Below are 15,327 nucleotides of genomic sequence, written 5' to 3' on the forward strand. Positions count from 1 at the left end.
TGTCCCCCTCTCCCGCCACCGTGGGAACGGCACAGGAGCAGAGCGCCCGTTGAGCGGTAACCGTGTTGTGCGGGTGGAGACGGCGGGCGGGTGGGCGGCCGGTTACGAGATCGCGCCGGGCCTGGTCCTGACGGCCGCGCACGCCGTTGCCACCGTCGGCTCGCCCGTCGCGGTCTCCCGCACCGAGGAGCGCATCGACCACGAGGGTCGCGTCGTGTGGCGCGGAATGCCGCGACACCCGGACGGAAGCGGCCGGTTCCGTACGGACGCCGCGCTGGTGCACGTCTCGGCGCAGTCCTGGAAACCCGCTGCGCCCGGCCGGGCACCGTGGGGCCGGATCGTCGGAGACAGCGAATCCGTCCCGTGGCGGGCCACCGGTTTCCCGCATTCCGAGAAGCGCTCCCGGGAGTCGGAGCAGGCCGAAGGGAGAATCAGTCCCCTCAGCGGCCTGGTCGGCGGCATGTACGTCCTGGACTGCACCACCTACCGCGACCGGGGAACGGATGACTCGGCCTGGCGAGGGATGTCCGGGGCCGCCGTGCTCTGTGGCGACCTCGTGGTGGGCGTCGTGGTCCGGGACGTTCCCGACCGTGTTCCGGCCCGTCTGGAGGCGGAGCGCGTCATCACCCTTCTTCGCGACGACTCGTTCCTCGCCGCCCTCGAACAGTACGGGGCGCCGGGCCCTCATTCCGCCCAGCCTGTCGAGTACACGGCCCTCGCCGACCCCGACCACCACGTCGGACCGCGGCACGCGCCCCGTTCCGCGGTGGAGCTGCTGCACCCGGCCAGGGCGATCGTGCCCTTTCACGGCCGCGAGGAGGAGCTGCGCACGCTCACCGAGTGGTCGGAGCGGTCCGACGGCGAGGTCGCGGTGGTGCACGCGCCCGGAGGCCGGGGAAAGACGCGGCTCGTGGTGGAACTCGCGAGCCGCCTGCACCCCGTGTGGTCCTTCCTGTGGCTGCGGCCCGGCGAGCGGATGGGGCCCGGCACCCGCGCACCCGGGCTGCCGCTGATGGTGGTGGTCGACGGTGCGGACGGCCGCGTCGAGGAGACGCGTTCCGTCCTGGAGTTCGCCGCGCGGCATCGCGAGGCGCCGGTCAAGGTGATCCTCCTGGCCCGTTCGTCCGGCGCCTGGCTCGAGGAGGCCGCCGGAGACTCGCTGCAACGCGGAACGATGCTGGCGGCCGCGCCGGTCCTCGAACTCCCGGCGCTGCCGTCGGACGATCTCGCCGGCTACTTCGCCGCCGCCCGTGGCCTGGCCGCGGGGCTGCGGTCCATGCCCGGCCAGACGAGTCGGCCATGGACCGAATTCGCCGAACGCACCCCGCCGGACATGCCCGACGACGCTCATGGGTCTCCGCTCACGCTCCACATGACCGCCCTGGTGCACCTCCTGGACGCGGCGCGGGGAGAGGGGTTCACCGGTGGTGACGCCTCCGCCATCGAAGAGCGGCTGCTGGCGCATGAGCGGGCGCACTGGCGCGGTACCGCCAGGACCCATCGGCTCAGTCCTCCCCTGCTGTGGAGCACGCTGCAGGACGCGGTGACCGCCGTCGTGGCCCTGGGCCCCCGCGGGCCGCGTGAGACCGCGGCCGTCCTGAGCGCGGTGCTCGGCGCCGGCAGCGGCACGGCCGGAACGGTTCGCGCCGTGCACGCATGGATCAGGACCGTGCTTCCCGGCGACGGTGACACCGTCGGGCACCTGCTTCCCGACCGGCTCGCCGAACGGTTCGTGGGCGGGCGGCTGCGCGAGGAGCCGAGCCTGTTCGACGCCCTGCTGCCGACCGCCGCACCCCATCAGGCCGCCAGGTTCCTGACGCTGGTGACCCGCGCCTCCCTGCGCGAAGCCGGCCCCACGGCCGAGGAACCGACCGACTGGTGCCTGCGCCACCCCGCGGTCCTCGGCCCGGCAGCCCTCTCCCTGGTCTCCCGGCTGGAGGATCCGGCACCCGTGCTCGCCGCGCTGCAGGCCCTCGCCGACCGCCCGCACGCAACGCTCGACGAGCTCGCGGACCTGGCCGCCGCCGTGCCGGCCAGCACCCACCTGCTGGCCCCGTGGGCACTCCACCTGCACCAGCGCGTCGTCGCTCTGCACCGGCTGCGCGCGGCAGCCGACCCCGGGGCACGCCCCGGTCTCGCCGTCGCTCTGCGGGAGGTGTCCAAACGCCTGTCGTCCATGGGCGAGCGGCAGGCGTGCCTCCGCGCGGTGGAGGAGGCCCACGACCTGTGGCAGGAGATCCCCGCGAGCCACCCCCGCCACCATGCCGAAAGGGGAGCCTGCCGTATCAACGCCTCCATCTTCCTCACCAAGGTGGAGCGTCGGAACGAGGCGTACCAGGCCGCTCGGGAGGGCGTGGACCTCCTGCGTGCCGCGTTCCGTCGCGACGATCCCGTGAGCCGGGTGGACCTCGTGAAGGCCCTGGACACGCTCGCCGTGGCCGCCGGCGGCGTCGGAGAGCACGACACCGCGTGGCGCGTCGCCGAGGAGTGCAGGGAACTGTGCGAGGCCCTCTACGAAAGCGACCGGGCGGCGCATACGCCTCTCCTGGTCAACCACCTGAACAACCACGCCATCGTCGCGATGGGCTCCGGCCATCGCGACAGGGCCCTGGCATCGGCCCGCGAGGCGGTCGAGCTCCAACGACGGCTCGCCACCGACGACCCCGACGCCCACCTCGCGGGGCTCGCCCTGGCCCTTTCCACGGCTTCCTCGGCGGCCCAGTCGGCCGGACTCCACCGCGAGGCGTTGGAGAGGGTGCGCGAGTCCGTCGACACCCGTCGGCTCCTCGCGCGGGCACGTCCCCAGGCCTACCGGGCGGACCTGGCCGCAACACTCAACAGTCTGGCCATCGACCTCGGCAATATGGGACACGACGCCGAGGCGCTCGACGCAGCCGAGGAAGCGGTACGGCTCTACCGCGGTCTGGCCGCCGAGCAGCCACAGATCCACACCCCCCGCCTGGCCCTCGCCCTCAACACACTCGCGGTACAGAGCCAGGCCAACGGCTTCAACAGCCAGGCGCACCGCATCGCGCGGGAGAGCGTCGACCGGTACCGCCGGCTCGCCGACTCCGTGCCGGGTGGCTTCGGCGACCATCTGGCCATGTCCCTGAGCACCCTCGCCAGCACGCTGCTGCCCGAGGCCGGGCCGCAGGACGCGGCGGGAGCGGTCGACTGCCTCCGGGAGGCGGCGGGAATCCTGCGAGAGCTGTCCGGGACCGCCCCGGGCGCTCACCTGCCGGACCTCGCCGCCTGTCTGAACAACCTGGCGGGCGCCCACCTCCTGCTCGGCGAACCACACGAAGCCCTGCGCGTCGTGGAAGAGTCCATGGCCGTGAACAGCAGGGCGGAGGAAGCCCTTCCGGCGGCCTTCGCCGAGCCCATGCTCAGGAACTGGCTCACGGCCTGCCGGTGCCACAGCGAACTGGGGAACCACGAGGAGGCACTCCGGGCAGGTGAGGAGGCCCTGGTCCGGCTGCGTACGCTCAGCGTCGAAGCACCCGCACGGTACGAGACCGACCTGTGGGCCGTCCTGTCGGCCACCGGCGGCTGGTTGTGGTTCTCCGGCGAGCACGAGGAATCGGTCCGGCGTTCGTGCGAAGCACTGGAGATCCAGGGCCGCTGGGCCCAGCGGGACCCCGAACGCCACGAGGGACAGCGGGCAGCCGATCTCGAGGTACAGGCGCAGCGACTGTGGTGGCTCGGGCGCGCGGCGGAAGCGGCCGTAGCGGCGGACGAAGCCCGCGCTCACCGGCGTACCGCACACCAGCGACAAGGCGACGACACCACCGGCCTGGCCCTGGCACGCGCGGAGAGCCTCCTGGCCCAGGTACTGGAGGAATGCGGCCGTTGGCAGGACGCCTTGGTCCCCATGGAGAACGCCCTCGCCCGGCTCCGCACGCTCTACGCCACGGATGCGCCGGGCCTCAGAGCCGAGCTGTCCGCCCTGCTCGTACGGCGAACAAGCCTGCTGTGGCGTGCCGGTGACCCGTCAGGGGCGCAGACAGCCGTAGCCGAGGCGGTCGCTGTCGCCCGCGCGGCAGCCGACGCCGACGCCAATGCCGACGCCAATGCCAATGCCAATGCCAATGCCAACGCCAACGCCGACGCCAATGCCGACGCCGGATCATCGCTCGACGATCCCCTGACGGCGTTCGCCCTGTTGTCCCGCGCGGTACTGCTGGCAGAGGTGGCGGCCGCCTCGGACGCTGCCTGTACCGAGGCGGTCCTGCAACCGCTCGCCGCTGCCGTCGGCTATTGCGAGTCCCTGCCGGAAGAGCCATCGGCGGAGCTGCTGCTCGCTGGTGCGCTCACCGCTTTCGGAAGGTGCGCGGTGACGGTGCCGGGCAGGGAGGAGGAAGGGGCCGCGGCGAACGGACGCGCTCTGTCGATCCTGCGTCGCCACGCCGCCGACCGCCCCCATCTGGGCCCCGCGCTGGCCGAGTCGCTGGCCGAGCAGGCTCGGGGACTCGCCATGACCGGACGAGCACAGCACGCCGTGGAGGTCGCGGACGACGCGGTCCGGCGAGCACGCCACCTCTCGGACAGGGATCCGCGGGCCCATCGAGAGGTTCTCGCGAAGGCCCTCACCGCCTCCGCGCAGGCCCGGCTGGCAGCAGGTGACCGCTCCGACGCCGCCCGCGCGGCCTCAGCCGAGGCCGTCGCCCTGGTCGGCCCATTGGCGCGGGAGCAGCCGCTTGCCATGGCCCGGCTAGCCGCCGACGCCTACGAAGTCCACGATCGGCTGCACCCGTGATCCGCCGACGGGAAGTGCGCTCCCTGTGCGGTGCCCAGCCACCATGGCCGGCGTCACGCCGACGGCACCAGGCATACCTCACCGCCGAGCGGGAGTTAGGGCGCCTGACCGGGGACGCCGGCATCGACACACTCGCCCCCGCCCTCGTCGGGGCCGGGCACCTGCTCTTCGCCGACCGGACAAGCACCCCGCCGCAGACCTCCGCCGTCCGCAAGATGGTGACCCCAGTCATCGCCGGTGCCTTGCCATCACCCCAGTCGTGACCTGAGCGCCCAGGTCGCACGTGGCACTGTCTGCGGATTCCGCTCGGTGTGCGAGCTGAAGTACGGAGTCGCGTACGGATCAGGGTGCCCCTTCGCCGACCTGACCCGCCGTCCCGGCACGGACCCGTCGTCACTGCCCCGGCGGAGCTGCCCGAACTCGACGCTGCGGACCGAGTCGTCCTCGTACCGGATGCAAGTCCTGACTGCCAGCCCTCACGCTTGCACGCTTGGTGACGACACCGGTGCTGCTGACGCGGACCCGGAACCCGACGCGTTCGGCACATGTGTACGGGGCCGTGCTTCTGGTGCCGTACAGTGGGGATCACCGACGCGGGGTGGAGCAGCTCGGTAGCTCGCTGGGCTCATAACCCAGAGGTCGCAGGTTCAAATCCTGTCCCCGCTACCAACTCCGGCCCCCTCGACCCAGTGTCGAGGGGGCCGGAAGCATGTGTGGCGGGTGACGCGCGCCCTCGGGTGCCGGGTACTCGACGTGAGAGGCGAGCCGGTGGCCTCCGGCGGGAGGGTCGCAGCCGTGCGGGCGGGATCGGCTCGATGGCCGCCGAACACCGCGAGCCCGCCACGAGCCACGTCGCCCGGCCGCGGCCACGCTACGGCCGCCCGGTTCTACCTCAGCGCCACCACCGGCCGTCCTCACCTCTTCGCGGGAAAGCCCCGCGGGTCCTGGGAGCGGCACGGGAACGGGGCGCGCGGATGGCACCGGTCCACCGCCCTGCGGGCTCAGCGTCTCGGCGGCAACCGGTGCAGGGTGATGTCGTGAAGTGCCCCGTCGGAGACGGTCAGGGTCATGAACGTGCAGAAGGGCTGCTGCCTGCGGTCCGTGGGGGACCCGGGATTGAGCAGGCGCAGACCGTCGGGAGCGGTGGAGTCCCACGGGATGTGGCTGTGACCGAACACCAGGACATCAAGGTCCGGGAAGCGTGCGGCGCAGCGGCGCTCCCGACCGGTGGCTGCCCCGGTCTCGTGCACGACACCGAACCGGAGTCCGGCCAGCTCGGCGCGGGCGACCTCGGGGAGCCGTCGGCGCAGCGGCGGGCCGTCGTTGTTGCCGTACACGGCGATCAGCCTGCGGGACCGGGACCGCAACACGTCGAGGGTCGGCTCGTCGATCCAGTCCCCGGCGTGGATCACGGTATCGGCTTCGTCGATCGCGGCCAGCAAGGCTGCCGGCAGGCTCTTCGCCCGGGCGGGCACATGCGTGTCGGAGGTCAGCAGCAGCCGCATGCGCCTACCGTATGCCTGCTGACCCCCGATCGCCGTGCGGCGTCCGCTCGTGGGGGCTGTGGCCTCCGGCCGGGCCGCCGGGCCCCGGGCCCCCGGCAGGGCTGGACGGCTGGGTGGCGGCGGGTGCGGCGCGCACAGCCTCAGGGCAGCGAGGGCCCTGTCCGATCGAGCCTGTCCGGGCCGGCCCCGGCGCAGGTTCCGGCGCAAGGTCCGGCCCGGACGTGGTCACCCGCCCGTACCTCGCACCTTCGCTGTCGTCCCCGCCGCTACGACAGCAGTGGTCCGGTCCTCCGATGGGCGCCGGGGGGCCGCGTCGTCCTCATGGCTCTGCGGCGTGCCTCCGGCGAAGACGAGGAGGGCGACCAGCGGGCCGCGATCGCAGCCCGCGCCAGGGCCAGGGCCAGGGTGCCAGTGGTCGGCCAGGGGGCGACGGCCGACCGTGGGCCGCCTCACCGACGCGGACGCGATCAGGGGAAGATCAGGGGAAGTAGGACTCCAGCACCCCGCGACGCCGGACGTCGAGTGTCGCGCAGTGGAACGAGCCGCCGAACGGCGCGTAATGCAGCAGGTCGCAGGGGATCGGCTCGAACCCCCACTTCTCGAGCGCGCGCAACATCCCGGTGTGGTGCCGTTCGGCGATCACGCGCTTCTGGTCGATCATGAGAACGTTCATGCTCAGCCACTTGCCGCACATCGACGTGAGCCTGAGGGTGCGTTCCTCGACCGGATCGGGCACCGGGGCGACCAGGATGTCCCACGACCGCAGGATGTCGGGCAGACGGTCGACATCGACGTACTCCGGATTGACCAGTGCCTTGCCGGGCGCGAGCGGCAGGAACGTCGTGTCGATGTGCATGGGCACGCGGCAGCGGCTTTCGATCTCGTGGACTCGGTAGAGGGGTCCCAGATGGCGACGCAACCAGTCGATGCCCATGCGATTGGTGACATTGCTGCGCGTGACGAACAGATCGCGTCCCGCGCGTACGAAATCCGCCGCATCGAACACCGGCTCGAACTCGGTGAGGATGTAGCGCATGGGCTCGCCGGCCCCGGGGACGCGGAAATCCTTCTCGAACAGCTCATCCGTGAGCTGGGGCTTCGGTGCCGCCGTCCAGCGGGCACCGCGGCGGAAGTAGTCCTTGAGCAGCGTCCGGTAGGAGTGCGTCTCGAAGTACCGGCACGGCCATGCCATGGGGGTTTCGATGATCTCGTCACCGATGACGAGCATGCTGTCCCGCGGACAGCTGTTGCAGAAGCCACGTGCCGACCAGTCGGGGGTGCCGAAGCCCTGCCGGTGCTCCACCGCGTCCGGGCGGGTGACGGTGACACCGAGGGACCGCAGGAGTGTGATGAACCGGTCGAGTTCCTGTTGCGCCGGCTCGATCAGCGCGCGCGGGTATCTGAAACCGGCGGCGAACCCCTGGATGCGCGCCGCCCACGGCGGGATGTTGCAGGCGACGACCGGATGCGCGGAGGGGAACGTGGCGCCCTCCAGACGTCCGACGACGACCTCTTCCAGCGGGTCCCACTCGTTGTGCGAACCGACCGGCGACACCAGAGGCCCCTCCGTGCCGTCGGGCGTCGTCGCGGGGGCGGTGACGGCCCGCTCCGGGGCTTCGATGCCCACGTCGCCGGTCACCGGGCTGCCGGTCGCCTGCTCTGCCACCATGTTCGGCTCCCATCACGGAGGGGGAGGGGAACGCGCCGACCGGACGGGTACAGGCCGGGCCCGAGGCCCGGCACTCCCCGCGTCGGCCAGCGGCGCCGACCACGGCCGACGCGGGAGTCCTTCCCGCGCCGCACCCCGCGATCCGCGCGCCATGCCCCTCCGGGGCACGCGACTGCCCTCGCGCTGTACCAGTTGCCCTCACAGCCCTCCTCATGCACGTTCCGCGGCACGAGATGACCGGGTAACGGCGCGCGTGCGCGCACCCGCGCACTTCTCCGGGAAGCACCCCTCCCCTCTCCGGCCGGGCACCGGAGTGGTTCGACGGGCGCAGCCCGGTGCGGCCCGGCGGGTGGCGGCCGTGGGCTCCGGGGGGGCGGCCCGGACGCCGGGGGCCGAGGCGGACGGCCACGGCGGGAGCCGACAGCGGCGGGCGCCGCACCGAGCGGCCCACGTCGAGGCGGTCCGCCGCCTGACCACTCCCGAGGGCCCGAGCGCCAGGACCGACGTGACCGCCCGCCGGGCGGGCCGGGCGACGGAGAGGGAACCCACTCCGCGAAAGGGCGCCCTATCGCGCGTTCGGGTCCGCATCCGGGAGGGACGGCCGGCCCCACGGGGCTTCCAGCGCCGTCCGCAGGGCCCGGACACCATCGGCGCCGATGCGCTCGGCGAGCCGCTCTGGCGAGGGGGACCGCGCGCACCTGTTCGGCGACCTGATCACCATCTACGCCGGTGGCGAGCAGACCGAGAACACCTTCAACTTCTTCACCGTCGAAGGTCCCAAGGGGGATCTCATCCCGGCTCATCTGCACCCCGACACCCACGAGGTCTTCTACATCGCCCAGGGCGCCGTGCGGCTGTTCGTCGAGGACACCGAGGGCCATCAGCAGGAGAAACTCCTGACGCCCGGCGACTTCGGCTTCGTACCCAGGAACTGCCCCCACGCCTACCGCATGGAGCGTCACCACAGCCAGGTCGTCGGCGTTGCCGCCGGCCCCGGCGGCACCTTCGAGCGGTTCTTCGAGACCCTCGGCGCACCCGCAGAGGGTCTCGGGCTGCCCCGCGAACCCGTCGTTCCCGAACCGCGCAGGTTCGCCGGTGTGCCCGAGCAGTACGACGTACGGTTCCTGCCCGACCACCAGTGGCGGACGCGATGACGACGACCGGTTCCTCACCGCGGCGACTCGTCGCCGCACCCCGCCCCGACCTCGCCCCCCTGCCTGCCGCAGCCCTGAGCGCGTCCGGCGTCCGCCGATCGGCTCCGGAGATGGGGCGGGCTGCCGCGTGGGGAGCGTGAAGCGCGTTCGCGGGCAGCTCGCGCACTCCTCCCCGGCGGCGGAACCGTCCCGGCGCGGCAGTCGGATCCCGACCGGGGGCCCGGGCCGATCACCGGCTCCCTTGACGGGCACGACTCTCGCCGCCGGGCCAGGCGGTCCGGGCCAACGGCTGCCCAGGGTGGCCGTTGGCCCGACCTGACACCCTGCGGGTCATGACGCAGGACATCAGGACATACAGGTACGGCCTCGCGGCCGGTGACGGACACCCGGGCGGCCCGGCGGTGCCTCGCCCTGCTGTGCAAGCGGCAACGGCGGTACGGGCCCAAACCCTCTTCCGTCACCCTGATGGCACAGCATCACGACGGACGGACCACCCGCGTGTGCCTAAGGTGATCACACCGGCATCAGCCACGGCTCAGGCCGGCACGGCCGGCCGGCCGGCCACGGTTCCTATGCCATGGAGTACACGGTGACGGTCACGAGTCCCCTGCGCGGCCGGGTGGCCGTTGTCACCGGAGCCGCGCGCGGCCTGGGCGCGGCTCTCACCAGGGAGCTGGCACTGCGCGGCGCGCGGGTCGCGCTCATCGGCCGGGAGGAAGCGACACTGGCCGACGTGGCACAGCAGCTCGACACCGAGGCACGGTGCTGGGAGGTCGACGTCACGGACGACGCGGGCATGCGACGCGTCGCGCAGGAGGTCCGGGCCGTGATGGGTGCACCCTCCGTGATCGTCGCCAACGCGGGTGTCGCCGAGGGCGGGCCCTTCCTCACGTCGGACCCCGCCACATGGCGACGGGTCATCGAGGTGAACCTCATCGGCAGCGCCGTCACCGCCCGCGTGTTCCTGCCGGGCCTGCTGGAGACCCGCGGCTTCTTCCTGCAGATCGCGTCCCTCGCTTCGTTCGGCACCTCTCCCATGATGAGCGCGTACTGCGCCTCCAAGGCCGGCGTCGAGGCGTTCGCGCACTCCCTGCGCGCGGAGCTCGCCCACCAGGGGGTCGGAGTGGGCATCAGCTACATCAACTGGACCGACACCGACATGATCCGTGACAGCGACGTGCACGCGGTCCTGCGGGAGCTGCGTGGACACATGCCACCCCCCGCCAGGAAGGTCAGACCGGCCCCCGAGGTCGCGGCCCGCCTGGTCACCCAGATCGAGCGGCGGTCGGCTGCCGTGTACGTTCCGTCCTGGCTGCGTGCGGTCCAGGTGGTCCGGGCGGCCCTGCCTCCCCTGGTCACGCGGATCTCGGCACGCGAGTTGGCCCGTCTGTCGCGGGACACCGAGTTCGCGCCCACGGGCCTGCTGGGCCCGGGTGGTCTGGCCGACAGCGACGCCGCGGGGCGTACCGACGTCTAGCCGTCGTGTGCCACCTGGGGGTGAAGAGTGCCCCGAAGCCCGGTATTGCCGCGGGTTCCCCCACAAGACTGTGACGACAGGTCTACGGGTGCACCTACCGGAGAAGGCGGGCGTCATGGCGATGGGCACAGTTCTGCTGGCATTGAGGGAGAACCCTCTCGGTGGTGGTGTGGGCACCGAGCAGTTGCGTCGTATCGGGAAGGAACTGGAGAACCAGGGGCTGGAGCTGCGGTGGGCCCGTAGTGCCCAGGAAGCCCGCGCCGCCCTGCGTACGGAGTCGAGGCTCGCTGCGGCGCTCGTCGCCTGGGACCTGCCGGAGGCCGGCGCCAGCGACGGGGAGGGCGGGGCCGACGTCCTGCGCCAGATCCAGCGGCGGTTCACGAGCCTGCCCGTCTTCCTGTTGATGGCGGACGATGCCGACCAGGACCTGGAGCGGCTGCCGCTGTGGGTCTCCGAGACGGTGGTCGGCTACATCTGGCCGCTGGAGGACACCGCCGCCTTCATCGCCGGCCGTGTCGTCACCGCTGCCCGCTCCTACCACCAGGACATCCTTCCGCCGTTCTTCAAGGCGTTGCGCCGCTTCGACGACGCGCACCAGTACTCGTGGCACACCCCCGCCCACTCGGGAGGTGTCGCGTTCCTCAAGTCGGCCACAGGGCGGGCGTTCTTCGAGTACTTCGGCGAGCGGCTCTTCCGCAGCGACCTGTCCATCTCGGTGGGAGAGCTGGGCTCGCTCTTCGAGCACAGCGGGCCGATCGGCGAGGCGGAGCGCAACGCCGCCCGAGTCTTCGGGGCCGACCGCACGTACTTCGTCCTGCACGGCGACTCGACCGCCGACCGCATGGTGGGGCACTACAGCGTCACCTCCGACGAGATCGCGCTGGTGGACCGCAACTGTCACAAGTCGGTACTGCACGGCCTGGTGATCTCCGGTGCGCGTCCCGTCTATCTGGTGCCGTCGCGCAACGGCTACGGACTGGCCGGGCCGCTGCCTCCGACGGAGATCGACCGGGCCACGGTCGCCGACCGGATCGGGGCCAATGCCCTGGCCGCCGGGGCCGTCTCGCACGAGGCCCAGTACGCGGTGCTGACCAACTCGACGTACGACGGGCTGTGTTACGACACCGTGGCCACGGCCCGCGCGCTGGCCCCGAGCACGCCGCGCCTGCACTTCGACGAGGCGTGGTTCGCCTACGCCCGCTTCCATCCCCTGTACGCGGGACGGTACGGGATGGCCGTCGGCCCGGAGACCTTCGCCGGGCCGGAGCGACCCACCGTCTTCTCCACCCAGTCGACCCACAAGCTCCTGGCCGCCCTCTCGCAGACCGCGATGGTCCACGTCAGGTCGGCGCCCAGGGCCCCCGTCGTACACGAGCGGTTCAACGAGGCGTTCATGATGCACGGCACCACCTCGCCGCTGTATCCGGCGATCGCCTCCCTCGACGTGGCGACCGCCATGATGGACGGCCCGCAGGGGGAATGGCTGATCGACGAGGCCGTGACCGAGGCCATCCGCTTCCGGCAGGCGGTCGTGCGCACCGCACGGCGCATCTCCGGGGCGGGGGACCGGCCGGGGTGGTTCTTCGGCGTCTGGCAGCCCGACACGGTCACCGACCCGGACACCGGCGAACGCGTTCCCTTCGCCGACGCCCGGCCCGCGCTGCTGCGCGGCGAACCCAGCTGCTGGCACCTGGAACCCGGGGCCGACTGGCACGGATTCGGCGACCTGGGGCAGGGCTACTGCATGCTCGACCCGATCAAGGTGACACTGACCTGTCCGGGCGTGAGCGCCACGGGCGAGACCTCGTCCTGGGGCATTCCGGCACGGGTCCTGACCGCGTACCTGGCCACCCGCGGCATCGTGGTGGAGAAGACCGACAGCTACACCACGCTGGTCCTCTTCTCCATGGGCATCACCAAGGGCAAGTGGGGCACCCTGATGGACGCCCTCATGGACTTCAAGGCGCTGTACGACACGGACGCGCCCCTGGACCAGGTGCTGCCCGCCCTGGTCGAGCAGCACCCGCACCGGTACACCGGCACGACGCTGCGCGACCTGTGCCAGGACATGCACGAGCACCTCACCGGCGCCCGTCTGATCACCGCGCTCGACACCGCGTTCCAGCAGTTGCCCGAGCCGGTCGCACCACCCCGGCACTGCTACCAGCAGCTGATCCGGGGCGGCACCGAACGCCTGCGTCTGAGCGAGGCCGCTGGGCGGGTCGCCGCCGCCATGGTGACGGTGACCCCGCCGGGCATCCCGGTCCTGATGCCCGGCGAGTCCACGGGAGCTCCGGGCGGACCGCTGCTGCGCTATCTGGGCGCGCTGGAGGCGTTCGACCGGGCCTTTCCCGGCTTCCACAGCGAGGCCCACGGCGTCACCATCGAAGCGGGCACCGGCGACTACCTGATCGAGTGCGTGCGCCTGCCGTCGGCCTGAGACCGGGGCAGCACAACGCCGAGGCGCACTGGACCGCGGCGCCGGCCGCGAGGCTTGCGGCGGCGCTGTCCTGAGCGCGGCACCCGCCGGGCGCGCAAGCGCCTCCGGCACACATGCCCCGGGGTACCGCGCCCGCGCTATGCGCCCAGGGGTGACCGACTGTCAGGGGCCGGGGCTTCCCCGCCCGGACTTCGCACGGGGGCTTCGAGCCCCGGTTCCAGGGGGCTTGGTATGGCACGGCGCGCTTCTCGATCGTGGTTGCGCCTCCGGTACGGATTCGACAACCTGATGGTCCACGGCACCCCCGTGCTCATCGGCTGGCTCACACTGGTCTGCCTCGGCATCGTGGTCCCGGCCAGCGTGGTGCTCGTCTGGGCGGACCGCGGCGCGCCGCCGTCCTTCTCCGGGCGTGTCGCGGCCGTCTGGGGAAGCGTCGGCCGCACCCTCCGGCTGGGCGGCGAAGTCGGACCGCCGGTCTATGTGCTGATGTCCGTCCTGCTGGCGCTGGTGGCGTTGTTGTTCGTGTCGGCGCTCGTCAGTCTGATCACCACGGGGCTCAACGAGCGCCTCCTGGCGCTGCGGCTCGGCCGGTCCGTCGTCCTGGAGGAGGGGCACACGGTACTGCTCGGCTGGTCCGATCAGGTGTTTCCCGTCATCGCGGAGCTGGTGGCGGCCAACGCCAACCGCCGCAGGGCCGCGGTCGCCGTCCTCGCCGACAAGGACAAGGCCGAGATGGACGTCGAGATCGCGAGCCATGTCGGCGGCACCGGAGCCACGCGGATCATCTGCCGCAGTGGCTCGACCAGCGACCCGACGGTCCTCGCCCGGGTGAGTCCGGACACGGCCAAGGCCGTACTGGTGCTCTCGCCGGGCGGTCAGGGCGGCGACGCCCACGTCGTGAAGACGCTGCTGGCCCTGGACGCGGCCGGTCCCCCCTCCGGTGACCGTGTCGTGGTCGCCGCGGTACGGGACCCCCGCCACCATGTGGCCGCCGCCCTGGCGGCGGGCCGGCACGGCCACGTCCTCAGCATCGACGACATCGTCGCCCGGCTGCTCGTCCAGACCTCGCGTCAGCCGGGCCTCTCCCTCGTCTACCAGGAGCTGCTGGACTTCGCGGGCGACGAGTTCTACGTCGTACCCGCGTCCGCTCTCGTCGACCGTACGTTCGGTGAGGCGCTCGGGGCCTTCGCCACCTCCTCGGTGGTCGGCCTCGTGCGCGCGGACGGGGGCGTGGTCCTCAATCCGCCTTCCGGCACACGGATCGGGGCGGGCGATCAGCTCCTGGTCATCACCGAGGACGACGACACCGCCGTGCCCGCCGGCACCGCTCTGCCCGTCGACGAGAGCGCGATCGTCACGGCGCCTCCCCGTACCCCGACGGCCGAGCGCATGCTGCTCCTCGGCTGGAACCGCCGTGCCCCGCTGATCATCGATCAGCTCGACCAGTACGTGCAGCCCGGCTCCACGCTCGACGTCGTGGCCCTGGGCGACGCCGCCGCGAGCCACGCGGCGGACACCGCCGGTGGGCGGCCCGGCCGTCTGCTGGTGTCCTTCCACAACGGTGCCATCACCGAGCGGCGGACGCTGGCCCGGCTGGACGTACCGGCGTACGACAGTGTGATGGTCATCGGGGACGAGAGCCACACCGCGGAAGGGGACATGGGGACGGACGACCGGACCCTGGTCACACTCCTCCACCTGCGGGCCATCGAGGAGACCACCCGGCGGGAGCTGTCCGTCATCACCGAGATGACCGACGACCGCAACCGCCTGCTGGCCCCTGTGCGGCAGGGCGCCGACTTCATCGTCAGCGGCCGGCTGATCGGTCTGCTGATGACCCAGATCTCGGAGAACCGGCACCTGGCCGGTCTCTTCGAGGAGCTGTTCACCGCCGAGGGAAGCGAGATCTACCTCAAGCCGGCCACAGACTACGTCGTCGCGGGCCGTGAGGTCGGCTTCGCCACCGTCGTGGAATCCGCCCGCCGTCGTCGTGAATGCGCCATCGGCTACCGTCTGCGCGCCGAAGCCTCGACGGGCCCCGCCTACGGCGTCAGGGTCAATCCGGACAAGCGGCGGACGGTACGGTTCGGACCGCAGGACCGCGTGATCGTGGTGGCCGAAGGCTGAACGGCTTCCGGAAGCCTCCGGGCGGCTTTGGTCCTGGCCGCCGAGGGGGAACGTACGCATGACAGCGGCTCGGGCTTCGTGGAGCCCGGGGAACGCCCTGCGCGCCGCCGCCCGGCGCTGTGGCCGGCCGGGCGCCGGCCCGTCATCCGGTGGCGGTGGCGGTTTCCGGGTGGGGTGCGCGTCCCACCGCCGTACTGCA

Annotated in this window: 7 protein-coding genes, 1 tRNA gene and 1 pseudogene; 7 read left to right on the top strand and 2 right to left on the bottom strand. The window is 72.2% G+C overall.

Translation table 11 applies throughout. The features are described 5' to 3' along the window. The first annotated feature begins 49 nt into the window (after positions 1–49). The 3 genes and pseudogenes from PUR26_RS10595 (at position 50) to PUR26_RS10605 (ending at position 5,425) form a co-directional block, all read left to right on the top strand. Positions 50–4,756 carry a tetratricopeptide repeat protein gene (locus PUR26_RS10595; RefSeq protein ID WP_329871473.1) on the top strand — a complete coding sequence of 1,569 codons (4,707 nt, stop codon included), beginning with the start codon at positions 50–52 and terminating at the stop codon, positions 4,754–4,756. 71 nt (positions 4,757–4,827) lie between these two features. Then, positions 4,828–5,019: pseudogene (locus PUR26_RS10600) on the top strand (TetR/AcrR family transcriptional regulator); the annotation flags it as partial. Between the two features lie 329 nt (positions 5,020–5,348). After that, positions 5,349–5,425: transfer RNA gene (locus tag PUR26_RS10605), tRNA-Met, on the top strand. A 332-nt stretch (positions 5,426–5,757) separates the two neighbouring features. On the opposite strand, the gene PUR26_RS10610 is transcribed toward PUR26_RS10605, so the two are convergent. Together PUR26_RS10610 and PUR26_RS10615 are read right to left on the bottom strand one after the other, a co-directional pair. Further along, positions 5,758–6,261, bottom strand: coding sequence for a metallophosphoesterase family protein (locus PUR26_RS10610; protein WP_329871475.1), 504 nt, complete (start codon positions 6,259–6,261; stop codon positions 5,758–5,760). Positions 6,262–6,739: 478 nt separating this feature from the next. Beyond that, positions 6,740–7,930: an amidinotransferase gene (locus PUR26_RS10615; protein WP_329871476.1), complete on the bottom strand. Its 1,191-nt coding sequence runs from the start codon at positions 7,928–7,930 to the stop codon at positions 6,740–6,742. A 656-nt stretch (positions 7,931–8,586) separates the two neighbouring features. On the opposite strand from PUR26_RS10615, the gene PUR26_RS10620 reads away from it, so the two are divergent. The 4 genes from PUR26_RS10620 (at position 8,587) to PUR26_RS10635 (ending at position 15,128) form a co-directional block, all read left to right on the top strand. Beyond that, positions 8,587–9,084: a quercetin 2,3-dioxygenase gene (locus tag PUR26_RS10620; protein ID WP_329871478.1), complete on the top strand. Its 498-nt coding sequence runs from the start codon at positions 8,587–8,589 to the stop codon at positions 9,082–9,084. Between the two features lie 577 nt (positions 9,085–9,661). After that, positions 9,662–10,561: an SDR family oxidoreductase gene (locus PUR26_RS10625; protein WP_443077027.1), complete on the top strand. Its 900-nt coding sequence runs from the start codon at positions 9,662–9,664 to the stop codon at positions 10,559–10,561. Between the two features lie 115 nt (positions 10,562–10,676). Continuing rightward, positions 10,677–13,001, top strand: a complete 2,325-nt coding sequence (locus PUR26_RS10630) for an Orn/Lys/Arg decarboxylase N-terminal domain-containing protein (RefSeq protein ID WP_329871481.1) — start codon at positions 10,677–10,679, stop codon at positions 12,999–13,001. A 258-nt stretch (positions 13,002–13,259) separates the two neighbouring features. Next, complete coding sequence (locus tag PUR26_RS10635) at positions 13,260–15,128, top strand: CASTOR/POLLUX-related putative ion channel (protein ID WP_329871483.1); 1,869 nt, start codon at positions 13,260–13,262, stop codon at positions 15,126–15,128. Positions 15,129–15,327 lie beyond the last annotated feature (199 nt).

Source organism: Streptomyces sp. SP18CS02 (genome assembly GCF_036322365.1).
Lineage (GTDB): Bacteria > Actinomycetota > Actinomycetes > Streptomycetales > Streptomycetaceae > Streptomyces.

What these genes read in the sequence shown, in the direction of transcription:
- PUR26_RS10615 (WP_329871476.1), bottom strand. Translation starts at nt 7,930, where the DNA reads ATGGTGGCAGAGCAGGCGACCGGCAGCCCGGTGACCGGCGACGTGGGC.
- PUR26_RS10610 (WP_329871475.1), bottom strand. Translation starts at nt 6,261, where the DNA reads ATGCGGCTGCTGCTGACCTCCGACACGCATGTGCCCGCCCGGGCGAAG.
- PUR26_RS10625 (WP_443077027.1), top strand. Translation starts at nt 9,662, where the DNA reads ATGGAGTACACGGTGACGGTCACGAGTCCCCTGCGCGGCCGGGTGGCC.
- PUR26_RS10620 (WP_329871478.1), top strand. Translation starts at nt 8,587, where the DNA reads ATGCGCTCGGCGAGCCGCTCTGGCGAGGGGGACCGCGCGCACCTGTTC.
- PUR26_RS10630 (WP_329871481.1), top strand. Translation starts at nt 10,677, where the DNA reads ATGGCGATGGGCACAGTTCTGCTGGCATTGAGGGAGAACCCTCTCGGT.